The sequence below is a fragment of the Paraburkholderia sp. RCC_158 genome, assembly GCF_041355255.1.
Lineage (GTDB): Bacteria > Pseudomonadota > Gammaproteobacteria > Burkholderiales > Burkholderiaceae > Paraburkholderia > Paraburkholderia graminis.
Genome location: NZ_JBFUPM010000021.1, coordinates 1 through 25,948 on the forward strand (window position 1 = coordinate 1; position 25,948 = coordinate 25,948).

Sequence of the window (25,948 nt, forward strand, 5' to 3'; positions counted from 1 at the left end):
GAGTTCGAGCCCAGTGCTACCGAGTTCGCCGTCGTCGCCGACGCTGCACCGCCGATTGCCACCGCGTTCGTGCCCGTCGCCGACGAATCAGCCAGCGTCGAGTTAGCGTGGAAATACTTGATGCCGCCACCGTTCACGATGTTGTTCACCGTGTTGTTGATGTTGGTGACGTTGCCGCTCAGGTTCGCGACGTTGTTGTTGGTGTTCGACAGGTTGTTCGCGACGTTCGAAACGTTGTTCGAGACGTTGTTCACCTTTGCGTCTTCCGACTGCAGCTGGCTTACGTTCACTGCATCCGTAGCGTTCAGACCGGCTGCGACGTTCGTGATGCGACGCTCTTTACCTGCCGAGCCCACCGACACTTCACCGCCCACAGCCGTGGCTGCCGAAATCGCCGTGCCGCCAACCGGCTGGAAACCCGCCGTCGTCAGCGTGGCCGAGTTTGCGACCGAGCTATAACCGAGCGCTACCGAGTTCACCGTTGCAGCAGTGGAAGAGCCACCCAACGCCGTGCCGTTGGCCGCACCACTGGTGGCCCCCGTGCCCACAGCAAGCTGGTTGTTTACACCGGTGCCGCCAGCAGTAGACGCCTGCGTGCCTATCGCGATCGACAGACCACCGCCTGCTGTAGCGTTCTGACCGATCGCCATATCCTGCGAGTAGCCGGTATAGCTGCCATCGCCAATCGCGATCGCTCCATCCATGAGCATCCCGCTCTGCATCGATGCATTACGGCCAATCGCAATGCTGCCTGCACCGCGAGCAACTGCATTCGGTCCGACCGCCACGCTATCGACGCCCGTTGCCGATGAGTCGGCCAGCGTCGAATTCGTGTGGAAGTACTTGATGCCGCCACCGTTCACGATGTTGTTCACCGTGTTGTTGATGTTGGTGACGTTGCCGCTCAGGTTTGCAACGTTGTTGTTGGTGTTCGCGAGGTTGTTCGCGACGTTCGAAACGTTGTTCGAGACGTTGTTCACCTTTGCGTCTTCCGACTGCAGCTGGCTTACGTTCACTGCATCCGTAGCGTTCAGACCGGCTGCGACGTTCGTGATGCGACGCTCTTTACCTGCCGAGCCCACCGACACTTCACCGCCCACAGCCGTGGCTGCCGAAATCGCCGTGCCCCCAACCGGCGTGAAGCCTGCCGTCGTCAGCGTGCTCGAGTTCGCCACCGAGTTAGCACCCAATGCCACCGAGTTGACTGTTGAAGCAGTGGCAAGGCCACCCAACGCCGTGGCATTGTTGGCAGCAGTGGTGGCGCCGGTCCCGAGAGCAATCTGGTTGTTTATAGCGACACCCACAACGGTAGATGCCTGCGCGCCTATCGCGATCGAGGCGCCACCGCCTGCCGTAGCGTTCTGACCGAGCGCCACATCCTGCGCGTAACCGGTATAGCTGCCATCGCCAATCGCGATTGCTCCATCCAACACTGTGCCGAGCGGCATCGATGCGTTACGGCCGATGGCAATGCTGCCTGCACCGCGAGCAACTGCATTCGGTCCGACCGCCACGCTGTCGACGCCCGCAGCCGACGAATCAGCCAGCGTCGAGTTCGTGTGGAAGTACTTGATGCCGCCACCGTTCACGATGTTGTTCACCGTGTTGTTGATGTTGGTGACGTTGCCGCTCAGGTTTGCAACGTTGTTGTTGGTGTTCGCCAGGTTGTTCGCGACGTTCGAAACGTTGTTCGAGACGTTGTTCACCTTCGCGTCTTCCGACTGCAACTGGCTCACGTTGACGGCGTCCGTGGCTGCTGAGCCTGCCGCAACGTTGGTCACACGGCGCTCCGCGCCAGCCTTGCCCACCGACACTTCGCCATTGGCTACCGATGCGGTGCCCGAAAGCGTGCCACTGCCCGGGTTGTACCCCGCTGCGCTCAGGTTTGCAGTCGTGGTGGAACTCGTGCCCAAGGCGACGGAATTGCCTGCTGAGGCAGTGGTGTTCGCACCGAGCGCGACTGCGCTAGTACCGCTGGCCGTCGACTGGAAGCCAAACGCCTCGGCAGCGGTGCCGGTTACCTGACTGGACATGCCGATAGCGATGGATTGGCGTCCACCCATTGCGTTGGCACCTGCGCCAATCGCCACGTTCGTGAAGTCCGAAATCGCGTTGGCGCCGATCGAGACGCTACCGCCTCCCGTTGCAGTGGCGGCGTAGCCCAAGGCGACCGAACCGCCGCCCAGACCAGCCGATTCGTACGGCGACGCGCCACCCGCTGCGTAGCTGCCAGGTCCGATTGTGACAGAACCGTAACCAAGAAGAGTCGCGTCGTCAGTACCGTCGTTATTACCGGAAGTCTTGAAATAGCGCGAGCCCTGGCCGTTGTTGATGTTGGTGATCGAGGTGTTCAGCTTGCCCAGTGCCGTATCCACCGTGCCGAACGCCGTGCCGATGTCCGTCTTCGCGCCCGTCGTACCGTCGATCGAATTTGCGTTCGTCAGCGCGTAGCTAGGTGCGCTAATCGCGCCCGTCGAGCTAACCGTGGAACCGCCGCCAATGGCGCTGGCCGCCGAAGCGCTCACCGCGTAGAGCTGGCTGCCGTTGATCGCGTCGCCGCTAATGCTGCTGACGGTACCGGCTGCAACGTTCACGATCTTGTGACTGGTCATGTCGACCTGGTTCATCATTGCAATGCCGCTCGGGCCGTAGATCGTGACCTTTCCCGTCGCGTTGCTCCCGGAAGCGCCCACGAGAATCGCGGCGTTCGTGCCGTCAGGACTGAAGTAGTTGCCGTTTTCGGAAAGGACTACTCCAGTGCCGAGGCTCGAGCTACCGCTGAAGCATGTCGCAGCCTGCTGCGTGTTCGTCCATGCACCAGCTTGGGCCGCGCTAAAGCTGGCATAAGAGTTTATTGCATTCCCGCAATTGATGATCGAGCCCGCCATCGCGGATGGTGCGAACGCCGACAATCCCACCCCGGCAGCAACCAGCACTCCGCTTGCGCCTAGCGCCTTGATGCTACGTGCCTTGCGGCCGCTCTTCCCGCGTCCCTTCGCCACTTCCGGCGCTGCAACATATGTACCGGTAGTCTCATTCCAAACTGTTTTGTACGACTTGTTCACGATTTCATCCTGTAAAGGCGTGATGACTGGGATCTGCGCGGCACCGTGCTGATTAACGTGGTGCGTCGCTGCCAACGAGCTGCCAAAAGGATTCAATCTGACCGTCGCACTTATGCACTTGAGACTGTCTTAATATCCTTCCAGCGAAGATCTCAATATAAAACTGAGCGACTCTGGAGATAATCAGACTATGCTTAATTGGTCTCAATCGACTGTCACATACTAGGAAACGCGACTCGCGCCAGAACCTCACGGATCCTTGAAATTCTGTAAAGAAGTGGCTTTAAGGCAGGCAAGCATCGAAGTTTATTTAGGATTATTCTTATTCGATGCAGTTCGATCTGGAGGAACACGGCCTGTGGGCGGGGCTTTGCCCGTGCGACCGCAGCGCTTGTCCCATCGCGCAAATTTGAAATACGAACGAGGCAGACCGACGATTGCGCGATTATGCGATGGCCCGACCAGGAAATATACGGACTAAAATTCAGAAAATTCCTAAGATTCGAAAAATCACGGCAATAGCGCTTTTTAGGATTTGTCTTATTTCTATTATTTCTTTATTTGATAACTCCGGCCGTCACTAGAACAATGACGAGCTTGCCCCCGATTGCATCAGGCCAACACGAGTTTTAAACCGCCAAATTTCCCTCCACATAAAAGGCGGCGGAATTCGCAGATGAGCGCGAAAAAAAACCGCGGCGAGGCGGTGGTTAGTTGACCGGAGGCGGTTTGATTTAACTTTAAAGATCGACGCTTCCATGGCAGCTGGAGCGTTGAATTGCGGTGACAATCACGGCCGCATCGGCCGTCCTCTACGCGGACTTGCGCTTCCCAGCCATCCGCGCTAAACGCCCGCTCCGGCCTATATCACGCCGGAGTGCTGCAAGCCGGTTACGTCCAGTCGATTCCCGTTGACAGTGACGGAACTCGGGAAAGCCGAGCTGTTCATGCCGCAACGCACCGATCGGTGAGCGTCAGGCCGTTTGGCCTGTGATGGGCCTGCTCATGCCCCGATTTGGCCAAGGCTTGCCGGCCCGTCCGGCGCCTGCTCTGCACGACGGTCAGGAGCGCGCACATAGCGGCATCAGCAGACCGGCGTTTCAACCATCCGCACAGCCTGTGCAAGTCTCACAGCCGCGCACCTCTCAAAACGGCTTGATCACCACCAACGCGACCGCAGCCAGCATCCCCAGCACCGGCAGTTCATTGAACATTCGATACCACTTGTCCGAGCGACGGTTTTCCCCGCGCTCGAAGGTCCGCAGCAGAACCCCGCAGTAAGCGTGGTAAATCACCAGCAGCACGACCACGCCAACCTTCGCGTGAAGCCATCCCTGCCCTCGTCCGATGCCGACGACAAGCCACAACCACAGCCCGCAAGCGAGCGCCGGCACCGCGATAAACGACATGAAGCGGAACAGTTTGCGCGCCATGATCAGCAGACGCTTCACCGCGGCGGGTTCGGTTTCCATCGCCAGATTGACGAAAATGCGCGGCAAATAGAACAGGCCGGCGAACCAGGAAGCGATCAGAACGATGTGAAACGTCTTGATCCAGAGCATCGTGGGAGTCCTTGGTGGTGTGTGATTTATTGTGGAGAGCGCCGCCGATCATGCCGGGCCTGTGCCGCGACGCAAAGTGATCGGCGGTCGCGGGATTTGAAACAATCATGCGTGGCCGCGTTGCACGGCCACGCTTTCCATCGCGTCGGCGCCTAATGACGCCCTTCGCCATGCCCAAGCACGACATACTTCAGCGACGTCAACCCTTCCAGCCCCACCGGGCCGCGCGCGTGGAGCTTGTCGTTGGAAATGCCGATTTCCGCGCCGAGACCGAATTCGAAGCCGTCGGCGAAACGCGTCGAGGCGTTCACCATCACGCTCGCCGAATCCACTTCGCGCAGGAAGCGCATCGCGCGATCATGGTCTTCCGTGACGATCGCGTCGGTATGTTGCGAACTGTACGTGTTGATGTGCTCAATGGCGGCGTCAAGATCGTCGACCACCTTGATCGCGAGCACCGGCGCAAGATATTCGGTGCGCCAGTCTTCTTCGGTTGCGACGACGAGCGGACCCACGCCCGCGTCTGCCAGCACAGCATGCGCCGCCGCATCCACGCGCAATTCGACATTTTTCTCGCGATACAGCTTGCCGAGCGGCGGCAGCACGTCGGACGCAATGCCGCGCGCGACCAGCAACGTCTCCATCGTATTGCAGGTGCCGTAGCGGTGCGTCTTGGCGTTATCGCAAACGGTCAGCGCCTTCTTAAGATCGGCGCGGTCGTCCACGTATACGTGGCAGATGCCGTCCAGATGCTTGATCATCGGCACCCGCGCTTCGCTCATGAGCCGCTCGATCAGGCTCTTGCCGCCGCGCGGCACGATCACGTCGACGTATTCGGTCATCGTGATCAGTTTGCCGACCGCGGCGCGGTCCGACGTCGCAACAACCTGCACGGCGTCTTGCGGCAAACCGGCCGCTTCGAGCGCCTCGCCGATCAGCTTCGCGAGCGCGGTATTGCATTCGAGCGCTTCCGAACCACCGCGCAGAATCGTCGCGTTGCCCGATTTGAGGCAGAGCGCGGCGGCGTCGATCGTGACGTTAGGACGCGATTCGTAGATGATGCCGATCACGCCGAGCGGCACGCGCATCTGCCCGACCTGGATGCCGCTCGGCCGGTACTTGAGGTTACTGATCTCGCCGATCGGATCGGCGAGCGCCGCGACCTGGCGCAGACCTTCGACCATCGTCCTGAGCGCCTTGTCCGACAGCGTGAGACGGTCGATGAAAGCCGCGTCGTGACCTTTATCGCGTGCGCGTGCGACGTCGCGCGCGTTGGCTTCCTTGAGCAACGCGGCATCGCGCTCGATACCCGCCGCCACCGCCGCGAGGGCGGCGTTCTTCGCAGCCGTCGACGCCCGCGCCATCGCACGCGATGCCCGGCGCGCGCGCCGGCCGAGGTCGGTCATGTACTGGTCGATATCCATGGTGATTCTCGTATTGCCGGGCACGCCGACGCGCGGCGAGCAGGCTGATTAGCTGATTAGCTGATTAGCGAAAGATCCAGCGATTGTAAGTCGGGCCAGGGCGCTTTGCTTGCGAGGGCACGGTTAGCGCCGCTGAGATCCGCAAGACTGCTGGTGCACGGCGGGCCGCGCTACGCTCGGCAAGCCGAGCCGGTCCGGCCTGGCTGTACGGCTGGCTAGCTCAGCACCGCGACACCTCAAACCCCGCCGCCTACAGCACCAGCGAACCTCACGCCGGCCTGCGCACCGCGGCCGCAGCCGCACCCCGAGGAGGTCGCGGCGGCGGCGCAGCAGACGTTCTCGGCGACGCCACCACCATCGCAAGCTCGAACAGCCCGTCCCACGGATCGGGCGGCGGATCGTTGCGATGATTACCCGGCGTCCCGCCCGACAATCCCTTCACCTGCCGATCCAGCCGCGCCGCCAGCGCCAACGCCTTTTCCAGCGCCGCCTCGGTGACACGCGACAATGCCGGCCCGATCAAGCGTTCGCGCGGACCCCACACGCGGTTTTCGCGCACGAGCATGGCAAGCGGCTTACCGGCCGCGACGCCGCGCTTGATCCGCAGCAGCGTGCGCAATTCCTCGACGACGGCCCACAACACCAGCACCGCCGCCTCGCCTTCGCCGCGCAGCCCGTCGAGCATGCGCGACAAGCGGCCGACGTCGCCGGCAAGCATCGCCTCGTTCAGCTTGAAGACGTCGTAACGCGCGACGTTCAGCACCGCGTCGTGTATCTGTTCGAAGCTCAACGAACCCGCCGGATACAGCAGCCCGAGCTTCTGGATTTCCTGATGAGCGGCGAGCAGATTGCCTTCGACACGCTCTGCGATAAACGCCAACGCGCGCCGCCCTTCCTCGCCCGCGGCCACCCGCTGACCCTGCGCCGCGAGCCGCTGGCCGACCCAGTTCGGCAATTGCGCGCGCTCGACCGGATCGATTTTCAACGCGACGCCCGCGTCGGCGAGCGCCGTGAACCACGCCGATTTTTGCGTGGCCGCGTCGAGCCGCGGCAGCGTGATCATGGTCAGCACGTCGTCGTTGACGGAGCCCGCGAGCGCCTTCAGCGCTTCGGCGCCTTCCTTGCCGGGCTTGCCCGACGGAATGCGCAATTCGACCAGTTGACGGTCGCCGAACAGCGACATCGACTGGCTCGCGCCGAGCAACGAGCTCCAGTCGAAACTGCGCTCGACGGTGAACACCGAGCGGTCGGTAAAGCCGGCCGCGCGAGCCGCCGCGCGAATCCGGTCGCACGCTTCCTGCGCGAGCAGATGCTCGTCGCCGTAGACGACGTACAGTCCGGCGAGTCCCTTGCCGAGATGCGCTTCGAGCGCGTCAAGTCGCAGTTGCATGGCTATGCTGATGTCCGGTCAGGTCGACGTGCCCGCCGCTCACAGCGGCGGCGGCGGCAACGGCGCGCGCGGCACGACGCCCGGCACCTGCTCGCCCGGCGCCGGATGCATCGAACGCACGCTCGACAGACGCCGCGTGAGCTGGTCGATCGCGTCGTTTTCCATGTCGGCAAAGAGGATTTCCGACTCGGCGGTCTTCGCCTGCGAGTACTTGTCGCTATAGGTCATCGCGCGGTTTAGCGCGATCACGCTCGGCGGAATCAGCACGGTGCCGTCCTTGCCGATCAGCGTGTAGTTCATCGCAAGGTTCAATTGATACTCGGAGACGACGCCCAGCGAATTCAGCGTCAGCGTGCTCGTGCCGCGGCTTTCGGTGATTTGCAACGTCGCGTCCGCGTTGGCCACGGACTTCACCACGACCGTGTCGCTGCCGCCCTGCACCATGCGCGTGAGCCGCGCGCCCGCGGCCGGCGAGCCGCCCGCGATGAAGAGGCGTTTGAACGCATAGTCCTGCTGACCGCGCAACTGGAAGCCGCATGCGGACAACATCAATACGCTGCAAGCCAGCGTTACAAAAAGCGATCTGCGAGTCACATTGGCTCCTGGTTCGCAGTGGATTCCCCACGGGCGGCAAGCGACGCCGCGCGAGGCGGCGCGTTGCCGGCCGGCAGGTGTTGCTGTGTCGTCAAACGACCACGTTCACGAGACGGCCCGGCACGACGACGATCTTCTTCGGCGCCTTGCCTTCGCTGAACTTCGCGACCATTTCATGCGCGGCCGCGAGCTGTTCGATCGATTCACGCGACGCGTCTTTCGCCACCGTCAGCGCGCCGCGCACCTTGCCGTTCACCTGCAGCACGAGTTCGATCTCCGATTGCTCGAGCGCTTTTTCGTCGACCTTCGGCCACGGCGCGTCGAGCAGCGAACCGAATTCGTCGGCATAACCGAGTTCCTGCCAGAGCTGGAACGTCAGGTGCGGCACGACCGGATACAGCACGCGCAGCATCACGCTGTACGTTTCGCGCAGTACGCCCGGCAGCGCGCCCTTCGCGCCGTCGAGCGCGTTGAGCATCTTCATCGCGGCCGACACGACCGTGTTGTACTGCAGACGCTGGTAGTCGAAGTCGGCCTGCTTCAGCACGCTATAGACTTCGCGGCGCAGCAGTTTGTCGGCGTCGCCGAGTTGCGCGGCGTCGAACTGCCCGCCCGCGCGCAACGCGGCTTCGTTCGCCTGAGCGAAATTCCAGACGCGGCGCAGGAAGCGGCTCGCGCCTTCCACGCCCGAGCCCGACCATTCGAGCTGCTGCTCGGGCGGCGCGGCGAACATGACGAACAGACGCGCGGTGTCCGCGCCGTGCTGATCGATCAGCGATTGCGGATCGACGCCGTTGTTCTTCGACTTCGACATTTTCTCGACGCCGCCGAGCACGACCGGCTCGCCGTCCGAGTTCAGCACGGCGCCGACCGGGCGGCCCTTGTCGTCGAACGAGACGGTCACGTCTGCCGGGTTGTACCAGGTCTTCTTGCCCGTCGCGTCTTCGCGATAGTAGGTTTCGTTGAGCACCATGCCCTGTGTGAGCAGGTTCCTGGCCGGCTCGCCGAACTTGACGAGACCCAGGTCGCGCATCACCTTGGCCCAGAAGCGCGAGTACAACAGGTGCAAAATCGCGTGCTCGATACCGCCGATGTACTGGTCCATCGGCGCCCAGTAATCGGTGCGCTCGTCGACCATCGTCTTCGCATCCGGCGACGCGTAGCGGTAGAAGTACCACGACGAATCGACGAACGTGTCCATCGTGTCGGTTTCGCGCTTGGCCGCGCCGCCGCAAGTCGGGCAGGCGCAGTTCACGAACGCTTCGGACTTCGCGAGCGGATTGCCCGTGCCGTCCGGCACGAGGTCTTCAGGCAGCACCACCGGCAGATCTTTTTCCGGCACCGGCACGTCGCCGCACTTCGGACAATGGATAATCGGAATCGGCGTGCCCCAATAGCGCTGGCGCGACACGCCCCAGTCACGCAGACGCCACGTGATCTGCTTGTCGCCGAGGCCGAGCGCTTTCAGATCAGCGGCGATCGCGTCCACCGCATGTTCGTAATCGAGGCCGTCGTACTTGCCGCTGTTGACGAGCGTGCCCGTCTTCTCGCCGTACCATTCTTCCCACGCGTCTGTCGAAAATTCCTTGCCTTCGACCGCCACCACCTGCTTGATCGGCAGACCGTACTTCTTCGCAAACGCGAAGTCGCGCTCGTCGTGCGCCGGCACACCCATCACCGCGCCTTCGCCGTAGCTCATCAGCACGTAATTGCCGATCCACACTTCGACCTGTTCCTGCGTCAGCGGATGCGTGACGTAGAAGCCGGTGGCCATGCCCTTCTTTTCCATCGTCGCGACGTCGGCTTCGGCGACGCCGCCGCGCTTGCATTCGTCGATGAAAGCCTGCAACTCCGGCTTGTCTTTCAGGAGGCGCGTGGCGAGCGGATGCTCGGCGGCGATCGCGCAGAACGTCACGCCCATGATCGTGTCGGCGCGCGTGGTGAACACACGCAGCAGCTTCTGTTCGCCGTCGATTTCATACGGAAAGCCGAAGTTCACGCCGAAGCTCTTGCCGATCCAGTTCTGCTGCATGATCTTCACGCGCTCGGGCCAGCCGAGACCTTCGAGATCGTTCAGCAGTTCGTCCGCGTACTGCGTGATGCGCATGTAGTACATCGGGATTTCGCGCTTTTCGACGAGCGCGCCCGAGCGCCAGCCGCGGCCGTCGATCACCTGCTCGTTCGCGAGCACGGTTTGATCGACCGGGTCCCAGTTGACGGTGCCGGTTTTCTTGTACGCGATGCGCTTTTCCAGCATCTTCAGGAACAGCCACTGGTTCCACTTGTAGTAGTCGGGGCTGCAGGTGGCGACTTCGCGCGACCAGTCGATCGCGAGGCCCATCGACTGCATCTGCTTCTTCATGTAAGCGATGTTGTCGTAGGTCCACTTGGCCGGCGGCACATTGTTGGCCATCGCGGCATTTTCCGCAGGCATGCCGAACGCGTCCCAGCCCATCGGCATCAGCACGTTGTAGCCGTTCATCCGCAGATAGCGGTACATCACGTCGTTGATCGTGTAGTTGCGCACGTGCCCCATGTGCAGCTTGCCCGACGGATACGGCAGCATCGAGACGCAATAGAACTTGGGCTTGTCGGTGGTTTCCGTCGTCTTGTACGCGTCGATGGCGCGCCATTGCCCTTGCGCGGCGGATTCGACGTCGGAGGGAACGTATTTTTCGTGCATGGTGTGATGGGTCGCTGGGTTCGGTGCTTCCGCACCGGCCGCTATGCTGCTTTGGTGCTTTTGCTGGATGAAATGGCGTCGTTTCCCCTTCTGCGGGGGAAAGGGCTGATTATACCGTTCGCGGACGGCTGCGCCGCGCTCTGAAGCCGCGCGCTTACTGCCGCGCGGCCGGCGGCGGGTCCGTCACGAAACCGATCCGCTCGAGACCGGCCTGCTGCGCGGCGCCCATCACCTGCGCGATCACCTCGTAGCGCGTGTTGCGCTCGGCGTGCAGGTGGATTTCGGGCTGGCCAGTGGCTTTGCCGGTTTCGCCGTCTTGCACTGCTTCACTCGCTTCCGCCGCTTTCGCCGCCTGCGCGAAGCGGCTGCGCATCTGTTCGAGCGTGATGAGGCTGCCGTTCCAGTAGAGCTTGCCCGCGGCGTCGATTGAAAGCGAAATGGTTTGCGGCGTTTCGCGCGCCGGCGCCGCGGCGACCTTCGGCAGATCGAGCCGGATAGCGTGCGTGAACAAAGGCGCGGTAATGATGAAGATCACGAGCAGCACGAGCATCACGTCGATCAACGGCGTCATGTTGATCTCGGCCATCGGCGCGGCCGTCTGCTTTTTCTCGAGTCCGCCGAATGCCATGTCGCCTCCCCGCGCTGCGCTCAGTGAGCTTGCTGAGCGGCGGCCTGCTGCCCGCGCAGCGGCGCTTGCGGCTGGCCGGCGGGCGCGCAGACGTACGCGTGCAGATCGTGCGCGAAGCCGTCGAGTTCCTCCGACAACTGCCGCACGAGACGCCCGAGCACGTTGTAGGCGAGCACCGCAGGAATCGCGACCACGAGGCCAAAGGCAGTCATGATGAGCGCCTCGCCGACCGGGCCCGCGACGTTTTCGATCTGTGCCTGCCCGCTCGCCGCGATACTGCCGAGCGCGTGATAAATGCCCCACACGGTGCCGAGCAGCCCGACGAAAGGCGCCGTGCTGCCGACCGAAGCGAGCAGCACTTGCCCGAATTCCAGCCGCCGTTGCGACGCACTGAGCGCCTGGCGCAGCGCTCTCAGCACCCGCTCGCCGCGCTCGACGCGCGCAAGCAACGCGCCGGGAATATCGACCTCGGCGGCATGGAGCGCCGCTTCGGCGAGCGGCGAGAAGACGCGCTCGCGGTCGGCGCGCTTCAGTGCGGCGACGCCTTCAGCGAGCGTAGGCGCCTGCCAGAAGCGCGCGATCGCGCGCGTCGCCTGGCGTTTCGCGCGCACGAGCACCCAGCTCTTGACGATCAGAAAGCACCAGCTCGCCACCGACATCGCCAACAGCACATAGGCGACGCCATGCGTGATCGCGTCGCTCGTTTGAAGGTAATGGATGATGCCGCTGCCGCCTGCCATCTGGCCTCGCCGAAAGAATGTGCCGGACTGTGCCTAGCGCAAGCCGAGCACGTCCTGCATGTCGAAGAAGCCGGTCTGATGGCCCTCGAGGAAACGCACGGCGCGAAGCGCGCCCTGCGCGTACGAGAGACGGCTCGCCGACTTGTGCGTGATTTCAATGCGCTCGCCGATGCCCGCGAACAGCACCGTATGATCGCCGACGATGTCGCCGCCGCGAATCGCCGAAAAGCCGATGGTGGACGGATCACGTTCGCCCGTCACGCCCTCGCGGCCGTAGACGGCGCAGTCGTCGAGATTGCGGCCTAGCGCATTCGCGATCACCTCGCCCATGGTGAGCGCGGTGCCCGACGGCGCGTCGACCTTGTGACGGTGATGCGCCTCGATGATCTCGATGTCGTAGCCGGTTGCGAAATGCTTCGCCGCGAATTCGAGCAGCTTCAGCGTGACGTTCACGCCCACGCTCATATTCGACGCGAACATGATCGCGACGTTGTCCGCCCCGGCGCGCAATTGCGCCTTCTGCGCGTTGTCGAAGCCGGTCGTGCCGATCACCATTTTCACGTTGTGGCGCTGCGCCGCTTCGAGATGCACGAGCGTGCCTTCCGGGCGCGTGAAGTCGATGAGATAGTCGGACTCGGCGAACACGCGCTCGATGTCGTCCGTCAGCGCGACGCCCGTCTGTTTGCCGACAAAAGCGCCGGCGTCCTGACCGAGTTGCGGCGAACCTGGACGGTCGAGCGCGCCGGACAGCGTGGCGTCGGAATCGTTAAGAACCGTTTCGATGAGCATGCGGCCCATACGGCCCGATGCGCCAGCAATCGCAATTTTCATGGCTACGAGGGTTCGAAAGAACGGCCCGGCAAGCGCGGGCAAAAGCGGCGGCGGGCAGCACGCCCTCGCGCCGCGCATGACTGGAACAGCAGAGAACCGGACGGCGCCGCGCAACCTGGCTTCATGCGCGACGCAACGCAAAAAGTCACGTTGCAGCGGGCGCTTGCGCGGCTACCGTCTTAAAACAAGGACAACGATATTACTGGCTCGTTCCCGAAGTGGACGGCGCGGTCAACGGTGCGTTGTACGTCGGGCTGCTGCCGCTTTGCGACGAACCGCTCGGCCCGACCGGATTGTCCTGCGACGACGGCGCGGGAGGCGGCGGACGATGGAACTGGAACTGCGGCTGACCAGCGGACGTGGCGCCTTGCGGCGGCACGCCGCCGGCATTCGCGGTCGGCGCCGTTGAGCGCACCGACGAGCGCGTATTGCGCGACGGCGCCTGCACGGCATTCGTCGCACGATTGGCGGCTTGTGCGGCTTCGGCGTTCGCATCCGTGGACGGCGCGGCGGCGGCCGCTGCACCCTCGACGGACGGCGAGCGCGTGGTGTCCACGGTGACCGGGGCCGCAGCGGCGACCGGCGCACTTGCGCCCGCAGCGCTGCTTGCTACGTTAGGCACCGCTGCCTTCTTGCCGCGCTTGTCGCCGTCGATTTCGGCGAGCAGTTCGAGGTTCGACGGCAGATCTTCGCCGCCACTCCAGCTCGCGACGCGGTCGCCGGCGAACAGGACGATGAAGTCGCGCTGCTGCACGACGTTGGTCGAGCCGCGCTTGAAATAGAACACGTAGTCCCAGCGGTCAGCGTGGAACATGTCGGCCAGAAGCGGCGTGCCGAGCAACTGACGCACCTGCGCGCGCGACATGCCCACCTGCATTTGCGAGGCAGCTTCTTTCGAGACGAAGTTGCCTTGCACAACGGTAATCCGGTACGGCGTGATGCTTTGAGCAATCCGCTGCGTGAGGCTGTCGTACGTGGAACATCCTGCGAGAATCGCGACAGCCGCAACAGCGATCAAGGTACCCCGCATGCGGCTCCCCCGGTAGATCAATTGAGATTTTGAAATCATTTCACTCACCGTGCGGGCCCGCTGACGAGCCGCGCGAGTTTCATTCCATCGAAGATGACCAGAACGGCAAAAACACATTACTATGAGAGCCCAGCATTGTACTCTAGGGATCCCTTGTCATGACCAATCCAACCGATCTCAAGAATATCGGGCTCAAGGCGACCCTTCCGCGCCTCAAAATCCTTGAGATTTTTCAGCACAGCCCCGTCCGTCACCTGACGGCCGAAGACGTGTACCGCAATCTCCTGCACGAAGAGCTCGATATCGGTCTTGCCACCGTTTATCGCGTGCTGACGCAATTCGAGCAGGCCGGCCTGCTGTCGCGCAGCAATTTCGAATCGGGCAAGGCGGTGTTCGAACTGAACGAAGGGTCGCACCACGACCATCTGGTGTGCCTCGATTGCGGCCTCGTGGAAGAGTTTTTCGACTCGGAAATCGAGAATCGTCAGCAGTCCATTGCGAAGGAACGCGGCTTCAAGCTGCAGGAACACGCGTTGGCGCTGTACGGTGCCTGCACGAAGGAAAATTGCCCGCATCGCAAGCATTGACGTGGCATCGGCCGTGTCGGGGGGCGCGGTCGGAAATTGAGCGATAAGCACAGAATGGCCCGGCCGGTGGTGAATCGGCCGGGCCATTTTTTCGTCGAATGAAAAGCGGTGCGTTGCGCTATTGCATTTCACTTGCTTACTTCAGCGCTTACGCCGGTATTTCGACGCTCTCCGCGAACACTAGCCGCCACGGCTGCGGCAATGTCTGCTCGTCGCAATTGCGCCCGTCACCGCCGCGATCGACGACGAGAAAATCGCTCACGCGATCAAGCGCGAGAAGCGGATGATGCCAGACGCCCTTCGCATAATTGACGCCCTGCCAGGCGTCGGTCCAGAAGCCGCGCATCTGCGTGCAATCGAGCTCGCCGGCCGGCGCGACGACGATCAGATAGCGGCACGGCGTCAACGGAATGAAAGCCTGACTGCCGAGCGGGTGCCGCTCCATCATTGCGATGTCGAGCGGCAACGCATGCGGCTGCGCCCGGAACAGGTTGACGAGCGGCCGCCCGCCCTCGTCCGCCACGTCGACGCGCGCGAGGTCGTGATAGCGCTCGGTCGTGCCGCCGTTGATCGGAAAATGACGCGCGCCTTCGAGTTCGATCACGTCGCCAAACGGCGCGAACGCCTCGCGCGTCAGACGCTGCAGTTGCAATGTGGGTTTCAAAACCGCTTCCGGGGTCTTCATGCGTGACGCTCCATTTACGCGATCTCGCCCCACAGGCGCAGCCGCGACACGCCGCCGTCGGGGAAGATATTGAAACGCACGTGCGTGACCGGCCCGAGCGACGCGAGGCCGTCCGCGAACGTGTGTACGTGATCCATCTGCAGCTTCTGCTCATCGAGCAGCACGGGCCAGAACATCGCTTGCGTAACGAGCGAATCGTCGGTCCCGCCGATGACGCGCGCGGCCTGCAACGAGCAGCGGTCCGGGAAATTGCCCTTGAAATGCGCGGTATCCACTTCGATTTTGCGGATCACGCCCGGCCGCGCCAGCGCGACGATCGCCCAGTCGTTGCCCGGCTCGCGGCGGCGCCGCGTCTCCCAGCCGTCACCCATGTTGACGCCGCGGCCGGGCATCAGCATCTGCGAGGCGGGGCCGAAATGCTGGTTGTTGGCGGCGACCAGATACGCGCCGTTTTCAATCGCCGCGAGGTCCAGCAGCGCGCCGCGCTCCACGCGTTCCCAGTCACGCCTGGGGTGGCCGTACACGCGCAAACGCGCGAGGCCGCCGTCCGGGTACAGGTTCACGCGCAAGTGAGTGAAGGCACGCGCGTCGTTCACTTCGACGTAATGGTGCTGATTGCCCTGGAGCGTCGTCGCGGGAACCAGCGTTTGCCAGTCGGCATTGTCGGGCGGCACGTCGCCGTCCGCGTGACAGGCGTCGATCGACGCCGCCGGCGGAAAATTGCCGGTGAAGTGGCTCGTGTCCAGATCGACGCCGTGCACGACGCCCGGCCGCGCGAGGCGGATCACGCAAAAATCGTGGCCGCTCGTGCGCTTGCGGCGGGTTTCCCAGCCGTCCATCCACTTGCCGTGGTCGTCGTATTTTCCGGGGATGAATACCGCCGGCTGCGGATCGAGCATGCGTTCTTTCGGCGCGAAGAATTCGTCGCTGGCGAAGAGCGCCTTTGCGCCGAGCCGCGGGTCGGCGAGATTCATGTAGCGGCGGGTGAAAGCGGGAGCGTTCGGGTCGAGGATCGGATTAGCCATGGTTTTCAGTCAAGCGACGTGAAGTTGGAGATGCGCCGGCGGTCCAGCGGGTTTGTCGGCGGAGAAAACGTGCGGCGTGGGGCGTGGAATCGGGAAGCGTCAGGCAAACGTGCGAGCGGGCTTCGCGGACAGCAACGGTAGCGAGCGGTGGCTCTGCCCGCGGCCTGGGCAAACCGGCCCGCGCGAGGCGGCGTGGCTCGCTTCGAGGTCTCGCCACGCGCCGCCCTTCGTGCTGCCCTTCGTGCTGCCCTTAAAGCCTCCCTCAAACAGCGGGCGCGCCGCTATGACCGCTGACGGGTTCGACAGCAGCTTCCTCGCCGCCGGCGACATAGCGGAAATCCGCATCGCCATTCAGCACACGATGCGCGCGCACCCGGTCGATGTCCTTCTCCCACACGGCGACGACCACCGTCGCCACGCAGTTGCCGATCAGGTTGGTCAGCGCGCGGGCAATGCCGACGAACCAGTCGACGGGAAGGATCAGCACGAGGCCAAGCACGGGAATCGCCGGAATCGCGGACAGCGTCGCCGCCAGAATGACGATCGCGGAGCCGGGAATGCCGTGCGCGCCCTTCGACGTCACGAGCGACACCAGCACGACCACGATCAGATCGTGCGTGGAAAGCGGCGTGTTGGTCGCCTGCGCGATGAACAGCACCGCGAGCGTCAGATAGATCGAAAAGCCGTCGAGATTGAACGAGTAGCCGGTCGGAATCACGAGACCGACCGTCGAATCCTTGACGCCCATCCATTCGAGCTTGCGCATGACTTGCGGCAGCACGGCATCGGAAGAAGCGGTGCCGAGCACGATCGACAACTCTTCGCGCAGATAACGGATCAGCTTGAAAATGCTGAAGCCCGCGAGCCGCATGACGACGCCCAGCACGACCACCACGAACACGACGCAGCTCGCGTAAAACACGAGCACCAGCATGCCGAGCTGCTTGAGCGACTCGACGCCGTACTTGCCGGTCGTAAAGGCAATCGCGCCGAGCACGCCGAGCGGCGCCAGCTTGATGATGAAACCCATCACGCGGAAGAACACCTGCGCGAGTTCGTCGATCATGCTGCCCACGCGCTGCCCTTTGCTGCCGAGCAACGAAAGCGCCGAACCGAACAGCACCGAAAAGACCAGAATCTGCAGAATGTCGCCGGTGGCGAACGCGTTGAACGCAGTGTCCGGAATGATCTTCAGCAGAAAACCAGCCGTGTCCTTGAGGCTCTTCGCGTGCTCCGTGTAGGTGGAGAGCGACGCCGGATCGAGCGAGTGCAGGTCGATGTTCATGCCGGCGCCAGGACGCGTTGCGTAGGCCAGCACCGCGCCGATCACGAGCGCGATCGTCGTCATCACCTCGAAGTAGATCACCGCCTTCAGGCCGACGCGGCCGACCTTGCGCAGATCGCCCGCGTGCGCCATCCCGCTCACCACGACGCAAAACACGATCGGACCGATCACCATCTTGATCAGCTTGAGGAAACCGTCGCCGAGCGGACGCAGCGATTGCGCGAACTGCGGGTAGAGCGCGCCGATCGCGACGCCGATCAGAAGCGCTATGACGACCCGGCCAAACAGCGAATTGAGAAACTTCAGCACGGCTTCCTCCTGAGGTGGATGTCCATCTGTTCAGACTGGTCCGACCAGACCTGTTATGGTGGATAGTAGGAAGCCGATATACTGACGTCAAGGCGTCTTGAAACGGTGTTTACCCGCGCTGTGTCGCTCGCTTGTGCGGTTCGCGACGCAGCCTGTTCGCCGTTAATTCCACGTTCTTCGGGCCGCGTACTACAATGCCGGTCAGACCGCGCTTCGAGGTGAATTCCGATGAAAAATGTCCCGCACACCGTCACCGATGCCGCCATCGCGACCATTCGCGAGCGCATCGAAGCGGGCGTTTATCCGGTGGGCAGCCTGCTGCCGGCGCAGCGCCAGCTTTCGGAAGAACTGGCGATCAGCCGCGCGTCGCTGCGCGAGGCGCTGTCCACGCTCGAGGCGCTCGGGCTGCTCGTGATCAGGCCCGGCAAAGGCGTGTACGTGGAGCGCGCGCAGGCGTCGGCGGCGGCGCAGTCCTGGCGCTTTGCCGCGCAGTCTTCGCTGCCCGACACCTATCAGATGCGCTACGCGCTGGAAGGGTTTATCGCGCGCATGGCGGCGCTCGCCGTCAGCGATTCCGACCTCGCCTGGTTCGAGGAAAACATCACCGCCATGCAGACGGCGCTCGCGTGCGACGAACTCGACGAGGCCGCGCGCCTCGACTACGACTTCCACATGCGCATTGTGAGCATTGCGGGCAACGCCGCGATTGAGTCGATTCTGAGCAGCAGCGCGGACGTCATGAAGGAAAGCCAGCGCATGCCGTTTTACCGGCGCGAACTGGTGCTGTCGACCTACACCGAGCACCGCGCGATTCTGGACGCGCTCAAGGCACGCGATTCAGCCGCGGCGGGCAAAGCCATCGAGACGCATATTTCGAACGCCGCGCAGCGCGCCGGCGTCTATTTCCCGACTCCGCAGGCGTAAAAAAGCCGCTCCGTGGAGCGGCTTTGGAGCGGCAGTGGCTTCTTTCTGCGTCGGCATCTTGCGCCGCGGGACGAACCGCCGGCGCAACTCCGGCGGCCCGAGCGAAGCCTCGAACCTTACTTCGCGTTCGCGAGCGCAACCGCCGTATCCAGCATGCGGTTCGAGAAGCCCCACTCGTTGTCGTACCAGCTCGACACCTTCACGAGACGGCCCGACACCTTGGTCAGCGTAGCGTCAAACGTCGACGAAGCCGGGTTGTGGTTGAAGTCGATGGACACCAGCGGCGCGTCGTTATAGCCGAGGATGCCCTTCAGCGCGCCTTGCGACGCTTCCTTCATGATCGCGTTGACTTCTTCGACCGTCGTGTCGCGCGCGGCGATGAACGACAGATCGACCACCGACACGTTGATCGTCGGCACGCGAATCGCGTAGCCGTCGAGCTTGCCGTTCAGTTCCGGCAACACGAGGCCGACCGCCGAAGCCGCACCCGTCTTGGTCGGGATCTGGCTATGCGTGGCCGAGCGCGCGCGGCGCAGGTCTTCGTGATAGACGTCCGTCAGAACCTGGTCGTTCGTGTACGCGTGGATCGTCGTCATCAGGCCGTTCACGAGGCCGATCTTGTCGTTCAGCGGCTTGACGAGCGGCGCGAGGCAGTTCGTCGTGCACGAAGCGTTCGAGATGACCGTGTCCGATGCCTTCAGCACGTTGTGGTTCACGCCGTAGACGATCGTTGCATCGACGTCCTTGCCGCCCGGCGCCGAGATGATGACTTTCTTCGCGCCGCCCTTGATGTGCGCGCTTGCCTTTTCCTTGGTCGTGAAAAAGCCCGTGCATTCCATCACGACGTCGACGTTCAGCTCGCCCCACGGCAGCTCAGCCGGGTTGCGGTTGGCCAGCACGCGGATCTTGTCGCCGTTCACAACCAGGTAGTCGCCGTCCACCGACACTTCGCCCGGGAACTTGCCGTGCGCGGTGTCGTATTGCGTGAGGTGGGCGTTGGTCTTGGCATCGCCGAGATCGTTGATGGCGACGATTTCGATATCGTGCTTCTTGCCGTTTTCATAGAAGGCGCGCAGCGTGTTGCGGCCGATCCGGCCGTAGCCGTTGATTGCGACGCGAATCGTCATGGTCTATCTCCTGATGGCTGAAAAAATACGTCGATGTTTCGTCTGACCGGCCGCGTCGCCACGCGTTCATGTTGTGCTTCCACGCGCGCGGCAACGCTTTGTCCTGAATCAGCCGAGTGCGGCTTTAGCCGTCTCCACCACGTGCTCGACGGTGAAGCCGAAATGCTTGAACAGCACGCCAGCCGGGGCCGATTCGCCGAACGTGTCGATGCCGACCACGCCGCCTTCCAGGCCCACGTACTTGCGCCAGAAATCCGTCACGCCCGCTTCGATCGCGACGCGGCGGACGCCTTGCGGCAGCACGCGTTCGCGGTACTCGGCGTCCTGCCTGTCGAACACTGTGGTCGCCGGCATCGACACGACCCGCGCCGCGATGCCTTCGCGCGCCAGCGGCTCGACCGCGTTCAGCGCCAGTTCCACTTCCGAACCCGTCGCGATCAGGATGATTTTGCGCGCGACGATCTCGTCGTTCCAGTCGCGCAGCACATAACCGCCCTTCTCGATGTTGGCGATTTGCGCGTCGGTGCGCTCCGAGAACGGCAGGTTCTGACGGCTGAAGATCAGGCACGACGGGCCGTTGTGTTCGACGGCCTGCGTCCATGCCACCGCCGTTTCCACCGTATCCGACGGACGCCACACCTGCAAATGCGGAATCAGGCGCAGGCTCGCGACGTGTTCGACCGACTGGTGCGTCGGGCCGTCTTCGCCGAGACCGATCGAATCGTGCGTGAACACGAAGATGGACGGCGCCTTCATCAGCGCGGCGACGCGCAGCGCGTTGCGGCTGTAGTCGGAGAACGTCAGGAACGTGCCGCCGAACGCCTTGAAGCCGCCGTGCAGCGCGAGGCCGTTGATCGCCGCGCTCATGCCGAATTCGCGCACGCCGTAGTTGACGTAGTTGCCCGCCGCGCGGCCTTCCTCGTTCACACGGACCGGCTTTGCGGCCTTCCAGTTGGTCAGATTCGAACCGGTCAGGTCGGCCGAGCCGCCCAGCAGTTCCGGCAGCACCGCCGACAAACCTTCGATAGCCTGCTGCGACGCCTTGCGAGTCGCGATGGTTTCCGCGCGCTCGTTAGCGCCGGCGATGATCGCCTTCGCTTTTTCCTTCCAGTCCGCGGGGAGTTGCTTCCCGCTGCGACGCGTGAATTCAGCCGCTTCTTGCGGATATTTCGCAGCGTAGGCGGCGAATGCCTTGTTCCAGTCGGACTCGAAGCGCGCGCCGGCTTCTTTCGCGTCCCATGCCGCATAGACTTCCTGCGGAATCACGAACGGCTCCCACTTCCAGCCGATGGCTTCGCGCGTCGCCGCGATTTCCTTCTCGCCGAGCGGCGCGCCGTGCGAGTCGTGGCTGCCGGCCTTGGTCGGCGCACCTTCACCGATCACGGTCTTGCAGCAGATCAGCGTCGGCTTGTCGGACTGCTTGGCCTGCTTGATGGCCGCGTCGACTGCGTCGACGTCGTGGCCGACCACGTTGGGGATCACGTTCCAGCCGTAGGCTTCGAAGCGCTTCGGCGTGTCGTCGTGGAACCAGTGCACCACTTCGCCGTCGATCGAGATGCCGTTGTCGTCGTAGAACGCGATAAGCTTGTTCAGCTTGAGCACGCCGGCAAGCGAGCAGGCTTCGTGCGAGATGCCTTCCATCAGGCAGCCGTCGCCGACGAACACGTACGTATGGTGGTCGACGATCTTCGCGTCAGGCTTGTTGAATTCGGTGGCGAGCAGCGATTCCGCGAGCGCCATGCCGACCGCATTCGCGAGACCTTGGCCGAGCGGGCCGGTGGTCGTTTCGACGCCCGGCGTGATGCCGTATTCCGGGTGGCCCGGCGTCTTCGAATGCATCTGGCGAAAATTCTTGAGCTCGCTGATCGGCAGGTCGTAGCCGGTGAGGTGCAGCAGCGAGTACAGCAGCATCGAGCCGTGGCCGTTCGACAGCACGAAACGGTCGCGGTCTGCCCATTGCGGATTCTTCGGATTGTGGCGCAGATGGCGCGACCACAGGGCCACGCCGATTTCGGCCATGCCCATCGGCATGCCGGGATGGCCGGAATTCGCTTGTTGAACGGCGTCCATGGACAGCGCGCGGATCGCGTTGGCCATCAGGGAAGTGGGTGCGGGAGACGGGGTCGTCATGTCGAGTCCGGAGACAGAGTCAAAAAGCGGTGCGCGCTTGAGGCCCGGAAGCTCGGCGGCCAGTCCGCTTCGGCGCACGGTGCGGCGCCTCAAGACGCGAAACGGGCAGAGCAAACGGACAAGGCTGAAAGCGTGACATTCTAACAGAAGGCCGCACCGGCCCCAGTGCGCCAAGCCGCATGGCGGCGTGCGCATTGCCAAGTCGAAGCTCTGTTGATCCGGGCGTGGCGGCGGGCCAGGAACGCCGTGGGTCGTTAGAATTGAGCGGCGTAACTCAACGCGTTTTCATGCAGGCCGACCCTTGAGCGACTCTTTGCTGTTCCACCCCACACCCGACGTCGTCTACGGATTTCCGCACGCTTCGCTGCTTGCGCGCGTCGACTCGCCGTATCAACGCATCGAGGTGTGGGAGACGCGCCAGCTCGGCCGGCTTTTCACGCTCGACGGCCGCCCGATGACGTCCACCGGCGACGAGTTCATCTATCACGAGTGCATGGTGCATCCGGCGGCGCTCGCGCATCCGGCGCCGAAGGCGGCGCTCGTGCTGGGCGGCGGCGATGGCGGCGCCGCGCGGCAACTGCTCGCGCATCCCGGAATCGAAAGAATCGTCGTCGCCGAGCTCGACGAACAGGTGGTTCGCCTGACGCGCGAGTATTTGCCGGACGTGCACGACGGCGCCTTCGACGACCCGCGCGTCGAACTGCTAATCGGCGACGCCGCGCACTACGTGGCCGCAGCAGCCGACGCGCAATCCATGCAGTTCGATCTGATCGTGTTCGACCTGACGCCGCCGGACTCGCCCGCCGCCGGCCTGTACACGACAGCCTTCTACCGCCAACTGAAGCGGGTGATGAGCCCGACTGCCGCGTTGTCGATCCATCTGGGCTCGCCGTATTTCCACGCCGGCAGAATTGCCGGTCTGCTCGACGACCTGCGCCGCGCGTTCGCCGTCGTACGCATCATGAGCACCTTCATCCCGCTACACGGCTCGCTATGGATGATGGCAACGGCCAGCGACACGCTCGATCCCGCCGCACTAACCGCCGATGACGTGTCCGCGCGCCTCGCCGCGCGTCGAATCGACGCATTGAAGCATTACAGCGCGGCCACGCACGCCGGGCTCTTTGCGGCGTCGCCGTCAGCCAGCGGTAAACTAGGTCAATTCTTAAAGCCAGCACGCTAACGACCGGGCAAAATGCTCGGCTTGGCCCGTGCGCGCTATCTCATAGACAGACGATACGGGACTCGCTGCCGGCTTCCGAGCACGCGCCCAACAACCCATAGATCCGGAGAACTCCATGACCGCCTCCCGCCCAGCCGGTGTGCCCTGGTTGACCCCCTATCTGACGGTGCGCGACGCGCGTGCCACGACCGCGTTCTACACCGCGGCGTTCGGCTTCGAGTTGAGGGACAGCGTGCAGGACGACGGCGTCGTCATGCACGTCGAGATGACGTATCAGGGCCAGCTGATCGTGATGTTCGCGCCGGAAGGCGCGTTCGGCTCGACCGCGAAAACACCGCGAAGCGCAGGCGCGATTGCGCCGCAATCGTTTTATGTCTATGTCGACGATGTCGACGCGGTTTACGCCCGGGCGCTCGCCGCCGGGGCAAAATCGCTGAGCGAGCCGCAGGACCAGTTCTGGGGCGACCGCTTCGCCCAGGTTGAGGATCTGGACGGCTACCGTTGGGCGCTCGCTCGCCACCTTTCGTGAACTAATGAGTATTTTTCTGATGCCTCGCTTCTTCGTCGGTACGTCCCTTTCGCCCGACGACATCGTGCAGCTTCCCGATGACGTCGTTCGGCACGTCCTTGTCCTGCGCTTGCAGGTGGGCGACTCCATCGTGCTTTTCAACGGAGAAGGCGGTGAATACAGCGCCGAACTCGCCGCCATCGAACGCCGCGCGGTCACCGTAAAAATTCGCGAGTTCCGCGATATCGAAGTCGAAACGCCTTACCGGCTCACGCTCGCCCAAGGCATTGCGAGCGGCGACAAGATGGACTGGCTGATCGAAAAGGCCGTGGAACTCGGCGCATCCAGCTTCGTGCCGCTCACCACCACGCGCAGCGTGGTGCGTCTGGCGGGAGAACGCGCGGCGCGACGGCATGCGCATTGGGAAGGCATCGTGCGAGCGTCCTGCGAGCAATGCGGGCGCAACCGTCTGCCCGAAGTCATGCCGGTGCGTGAAATCGCCACATGGCTCAGCGCGATGCCGCGCGTTCCCGCCGGCGACGAACTGCGCATCCTGCTGTCGCCGCGCGCCAGCATCCCTTTCTCGGCTTTGCCTGCGGCTCCGCCGAAGGGGCCCGTCACCGTGCTGGTCGGCCCGGAAGGCGGTTTTTCCGCCGCCGAAGAAGCCGCCGCGATGGATCATGGCTTCCAGGCTGTGGGGCTCGGACCGCGCGTGCTGCGCACGGAAACCGCCGGCATGGCCGTGCTGTCGGCGCTGGCGGCTGGCTGGGGCGGGTGGTGAGCGGCCGATTGGACTCTTGTCGGGCCAGCGGCACTGACTAAGGCCGCGGCATCAGCAGCGGCCGCAACGCCTCCGCGCAAAAGCCAAAACAAAGGCCCGCCAATTGGCGGGCCTTTATCGTTCTGGCGGCAATCTCCGGCTGCAATCCAGCCAGGACGCGAAAGCCTCAGGGTTTTTAGCTTATTCAGGCAAACGAATAAAACACCCGAAACGCGACCTTACGCTCAGCCCAGAATTCGGCGGCCTCGCGGAACACGTCCAGCAGCGTCTCGCGGCCTTCCTTGTCGAACTTCTGTGCGACGGGCAATTGCTCCAGCACGATCACGAAACCCGGCTGCGCACCGGCCTTGTGGACGAGATCGGTCAGGCAATCGTAGAGCGCGTCGTAATTCTTGCCAAAATGTTTCGGAAACAGGAACGAGGTTGCGATGGTCTCGAGCACTTCCTGTTTCGATTGCGCATTGGCGCAATACGCATAGAGAAAGTGCTGACCTAGTTGATTCGCCTCGTCCGCGAGATCCTGAACGCGGAACGCGCGGATCGACTGTACGATGTTCGGTCGTACGGTCTTGAAAAGACTCATGGGCTCCTCGTTCGATGAAACCACACTGTCAGGCTCGCTCCGGTTCTCACGGCCCTGATCGCCCGCGCGCATCTGCATGACGCGCTGGAACAGGTTGCCCTCGCCGGCCGCGAAAAGATCCGTCGCGACTCCGGTGTCGTGCGCGTAGACGTTGTCGCTCATGCCGTTCATCCCGATGTCATTCAACAATACGATTAAAACTGGTGTAGTGGTCGTCCGAGTAGTAACAATTGTCGGTTCGCTTCAGCGGACCTCCGCAGACGATGCGACGCGCCCCGCGATTACGTGAGCGAGGCGTGGGAACGGTGTATTCGTGGTAGTAGCCGCGCCGGTTGGGCGGCAGCAACCGTTCGCGGTTGCCGAATACGACGCCGTCCTTTTCATATGGATAAGGCCCGCCTGCGGCAATCAAGTTCAATGTATCGACCGCCTGACGGGGCAGTTGCGCCACCGTGACAGTGCCGAGTGCCTGTGCATCGGTGCCGGCGGGTGCCGTGTAGTTGCGCGCGAAGGCGTAAGGCACGGGGCCGCAGAAAGCGCACAGCGCAGCCGCACCGATCAGCACGCCCTTGATCCGCTGCCAGCTGCGTGCCATTTACCAAGATTCCCGGCGGTTAGATCACGAGTTTGACGACCATGAAAGTCGTAAGGGTATCGCTAATGGTCCCTGGAATCAACGTTCGCCAGGCGCGCGAAATTGCTCAAATCGACGGCGACGCGCTGCTGGCCGCACTTTGACGACTTTTGACAGAAAATTTTGCTCACTCGGGCTAGTATTAGCCCAACGACGCAAAAACACCCGCCCGCCGGGCCTCCGTCGCCGGAGTTCGGAAGCGGGATTCTTGTAACGATGCCTGTTGTTTGCCGTTTTGGG

The 25,948-nt window shown here is 63.2% G+C and carries 22 protein-coding genes; 5 read left to right on the top strand and 17 right to left on the bottom strand.

Going from position 1 to position 25,948, the window contains the following annotated elements; translation table 11 throughout:
• The 10 genes from AB6809_RS28755 to AB6809_RS28800 all read right to left on the bottom strand — a co-directional run.
• A partial coding sequence (locus tag AB6809_RS28755) for an ESPR-type extended signal peptide-containing protein (RefSeq protein WP_371027717.1) occupies positions 1-3,065 on the bottom strand: 3,065 nt, incomplete at its 3' end.
• A 1,145-nt stretch (positions 3,066-4,210) separates the two neighbouring features.
• On the bottom strand, positions 4,211-4,627 hold the full coding sequence (locus tag AB6809_RS28760) for a CopD family protein (RefSeq protein WP_006051907.1): 417 nt from the start codon (positions 4,625-4,627) through the stop codon (positions 4,211-4,213).
• A 152-nt stretch (positions 4,628-4,779) separates the two neighbouring features.
• On the bottom strand, positions 4,780-6,051 hold the full coding sequence (locus AB6809_RS28765) for a glutamate-5-semialdehyde dehydrogenase (protein ID WP_029971462.1): 1,272 nt from the start codon (positions 6,049-6,051) through the stop codon (positions 4,780-4,782).
• A 268-nt stretch (positions 6,052-6,319) separates the two neighbouring features.
• A complete protein-coding gene (gene holA, locus AB6809_RS28770) occupies positions 6,320-7,441 on the bottom strand; it encodes a DNA polymerase III subunit delta (protein WP_029971463.1) in 1,122 nt (373 codons plus the stop codon).
• 39 nt (positions 7,442-7,480) lie between these two features.
• Entirely contained in the window at positions 7,481-8,035 is a 555-nt protein-coding gene (lptE, locus tag AB6809_RS28775; protein ID WP_029971464.1) for an LPS assembly lipoprotein LptE, read from the bottom strand.
• A 91-nt stretch (positions 8,036-8,126) separates the two neighbouring features.
• Positions 8,127-10,718 (bottom strand): leucine--tRNA ligase, encoded by a 2,592-nt coding sequence (leuS, locus tag AB6809_RS28780; RefSeq protein WP_371027718.1) that lies wholly within the window; start codon positions 10,716-10,718, stop codon positions 8,127-8,129.
• 154 nt (positions 10,719-10,872) lie between these two features.
• A complete protein-coding gene (locus AB6809_RS28785; RefSeq protein WP_053858734.1) occupies positions 10,873-11,346 on the bottom strand; it encodes a biopolymer transporter ExbD in 474 nt (157 codons plus the stop codon).
• A 20-nt stretch (positions 11,347-11,366) separates the two neighbouring features.
• Positions 11,367-12,086 (bottom strand): MotA/TolQ/ExbB proton channel family protein, encoded by a 720-nt coding sequence (locus AB6809_RS28790; RefSeq protein ID WP_006051901.1) that lies wholly within the window; start codon positions 12,084-12,086, stop codon positions 11,367-11,369.
• Between the two features lie 33 nt (positions 12,087-12,119).
• Positions 12,120-12,917, bottom strand: a complete 798-nt coding sequence (dapB, locus tag AB6809_RS28795) for a 4-hydroxy-tetrahydrodipicolinate reductase (RefSeq protein ID WP_029971467.1) — start codon at positions 12,915-12,917, stop codon at positions 12,120-12,122.
• Between the two features lie 199 nt (positions 12,918-13,116).
• Complete coding sequence (locus AB6809_RS28800; protein ID WP_006051898.1) at positions 13,117-13,947, bottom strand: outer membrane protein assembly factor BamE; 831 nt, start codon at positions 13,945-13,947, stop codon at positions 13,117-13,119.
• 158 nt (positions 13,948-14,105) lie between these two features.
• Here AB6809_RS28800 and fur point away from each other — a divergent pair, with 158 nt between their 5' ends.
• Positions 14,106-14,534 (top strand): ferric iron uptake transcriptional regulator, encoded by a 429-nt coding sequence (gene fur / locus AB6809_RS28805; protein WP_006051897.1) that lies wholly within the window; start codon positions 14,106-14,108, stop codon positions 14,532-14,534.
• A gap of 148 nt (positions 14,535-14,682) precedes the next feature.
• Here the strand turns inward: fur and AB6809_RS28810 are convergent, their stop codons facing one another.
• From AB6809_RS28810 to AB6809_RS28820, 3 genes are all read right to left on the bottom strand, one after another.
• Complete coding sequence (locus AB6809_RS28810; RefSeq protein WP_029971468.1) at positions 14,683-15,219, bottom strand: ureidoglycolate lyase; 537 nt, start codon at positions 15,217-15,219, stop codon at positions 14,683-14,685.
• Positions 15,220-15,233: 14 nt separating this feature from the next.
• A complete protein-coding gene (gene alc / locus AB6809_RS28815) occupies positions 15,234-16,244 on the bottom strand; it encodes an allantoicase (RefSeq protein WP_006051895.1) in 1,011 nt (336 codons plus the stop codon).
• Between the two features lie 262 nt (positions 16,245-16,506).
• On the bottom strand, positions 16,507-17,838 hold the full coding sequence (locus tag AB6809_RS28820; protein WP_029971469.1) for a C4-dicarboxylate transporter DctA: 1,332 nt from the start codon (positions 17,836-17,838) through the stop codon (positions 16,507-16,509).
• A 228-nt stretch (positions 17,839-18,066) separates the two neighbouring features.
• On the opposite strand from AB6809_RS28820, the gene AB6809_RS28825 reads away from it, so the two are divergent.
• Entirely contained in the window at positions 18,067-18,762 is a 696-nt protein-coding gene (locus tag AB6809_RS28825; RefSeq protein WP_029971470.1) for a FadR/GntR family transcriptional regulator, read from the top strand.
• 116 nt (positions 18,763-18,878) lie between these two features.
• Here AB6809_RS28825 and gap read toward each other — a convergent pair whose 3' ends face one another.
• Together gap and tkt are read right to left on the bottom strand one after the other, a co-directional pair.
• Positions 18,879-19,889, bottom strand: a complete 1,011-nt coding sequence (gene gap / locus AB6809_RS28830; RefSeq protein ID WP_006051892.1) for a type I glyceraldehyde-3-phosphate dehydrogenase — start codon at positions 19,887-19,889, stop codon at positions 18,879-18,881.
• Between the two features lie 108 nt (positions 19,890-19,997).
• Positions 19,998-22,019, bottom strand: a complete 2,022-nt coding sequence (tkt, locus tag AB6809_RS28835; protein WP_006051891.1) for a transketolase — start codon at positions 22,017-22,019, stop codon at positions 19,998-20,000.
• A 301-nt stretch (positions 22,020-22,320) separates the two neighbouring features.
• Between tkt and speE the strand changes: the two genes are divergently transcribed.
• From speE to AB6809_RS28850, 3 genes are all read left to right on the top strand, one after another.
• Positions 22,321-23,202 carry a polyamine aminopropyltransferase gene (speE, locus tag AB6809_RS28840; protein WP_307258291.1) on the top strand — a complete coding sequence of 294 codons (882 nt, stop codon included), beginning with the start codon at positions 22,321-22,323 and terminating at the stop codon, positions 23,200-23,202.
• Positions 23,203-23,317: 115 nt separating this feature from the next.
• Entirely contained in the window at positions 23,318-23,731 is a 414-nt protein-coding gene (locus AB6809_RS28845) for a glyoxalase/bleomycin resistance/extradiol dioxygenase family protein (protein ID WP_006051889.1), read from the top strand.
• A gap of 19 nt (positions 23,732-23,750) precedes the next feature.
• Positions 23,751-24,491, top strand: a complete 741-nt coding sequence (locus AB6809_RS28850) for a 16S rRNA (uracil(1498)-N(3))-methyltransferase (RefSeq protein WP_006051888.1) — start codon at positions 23,751-23,753, stop codon at positions 24,489-24,491.
• Positions 24,492-24,675: 184 nt separating this feature from the next.
• On the opposite strand, the gene AB6809_RS28855 is transcribed toward AB6809_RS28850, so the two are convergent.
• Both AB6809_RS28855 and AB6809_RS28860 read right to left on the bottom strand, forming a co-directional pair.
• Positions 24,676-25,245, bottom strand: a complete 570-nt coding sequence (locus tag AB6809_RS28855) for a barstar family protein (RefSeq protein WP_029971475.1) — start codon at positions 25,243-25,245, stop codon at positions 24,676-24,678.
• 7 nt (positions 25,246-25,252) lie between these two features.
• The gene (locus AB6809_RS28860) at positions 25,253-25,669 is read right to left on the bottom strand and encodes a ribonuclease (RefSeq protein ID WP_006051886.1); all 417 of its coding nucleotides are present in this window, start codon (positions 25,667-25,669) and stop codon (positions 25,253-25,255) included.
• Positions 25,670-25,948 lie beyond the last annotated feature (279 nt).

Bases quoted from the DNA above. Each gene is read 5' to 3' on its own strand.
- AB6809_RS28760 (WP_006051907.1), bottom strand. From the start codon at position 4,627: ATGCTCTGGATCAAGACGTTTCACATCGTTCTGATCGCTTCCTGGTTC.
- AB6809_RS28765 (WP_029971462.1), bottom strand. From the start codon at position 6,051: ATGGATATCGACCAGTACATGACCGACCTCGGCCGGCGCGCGCGCCGG.
- holA (WP_029971463.1), bottom strand. From the start codon at position 7,441: ATGCAACTGCGACTTGACGCGCTCGAAGCGCATCTCGGCAAGGGACTC.
- leuS (WP_371027718.1), bottom strand. From the start codon at position 10,718: ATGCACGAAAAATACGTTCCCTCCGACGTCGAATCCGCCGCGCAAGGG.
- AB6809_RS28785 (WP_053858734.1), bottom strand. From the start codon at position 11,346: ATGGCATTCGGCGGACTCGAGAAAAAGCAGACGGCCGCGCCGATGGCC.
- AB6809_RS28790 (WP_006051901.1), bottom strand. From the start codon at position 12,086: ATGGCAGGCGGCAGCGGCATCATCCATTACCTTCAAACGAGCGACGCG.
- dapB (WP_029971467.1), bottom strand. From the start codon at position 12,917: ATGAAAATTGCGATTGCTGGCGCATCGGGCCGTATGGGCCGCATGCTC.
- AB6809_RS28800 (WP_006051898.1), bottom strand. From the start codon at position 13,947: ATGCGGGGTACCTTGATCGCTGTTGCGGCTGTCGCGATTCTCGCAGGA.
- fur (WP_006051897.1), top strand. From the start codon at position 14,106: ATGACCAATCCAACCGATCTCAAGAATATCGGGCTCAAGGCGACCCTT.
- AB6809_RS28810 (WP_029971468.1), bottom strand. From the start codon at position 15,219: ATGAAGACCCCGGAAGCGGTTTTGAAACCCACATTGCAACTGCAGCGT.
- alc (WP_006051895.1), bottom strand. From the start codon at position 16,244: ATGGCTAATCCGATCCTCGACCCGAACGCTCCCGCTTTCACCCGCCGC.
- AB6809_RS28825 (WP_029971470.1), top strand. From the start codon at position 18,067: ATGAAAAATGTCCCGCACACCGTCACCGATGCCGCCATCGCGACCATT.
- gap (WP_006051892.1), bottom strand. From the start codon at position 19,889: ATGACGATTCGCGTCGCAATCAACGGCTACGGCCGGATCGGCCGCAAC.
- tkt (WP_006051891.1), bottom strand. From the start codon at position 22,019: ATGACGACCCCGTCTCCCGCACCCACTTCCCTGATGGCCAACGCGATC.
- AB6809_RS28845 (WP_006051889.1), top strand. From the start codon at position 23,318: ATGACCGCCTCCCGCCCAGCCGGTGTGCCCTGGTTGACCCCCTATCTG.
- AB6809_RS28850 (WP_006051888.1), top strand. From the start codon at position 23,751: ATGCCTCGCTTCTTCGTCGGTACGTCCCTTTCGCCCGACGACATCGTG.
- AB6809_RS28855 (WP_029971475.1), bottom strand. From the start codon at position 25,245: ATGAACGGCATGAGCGACAACGTCTACGCGCACGACACCGGAGTCGCG.
- AB6809_RS28860 (WP_006051886.1), bottom strand. From the start codon at position 25,669: ATGGCACGCAGCTGGCAGCGGATCAAGGGCGTGCTGATCGGTGCGGCT.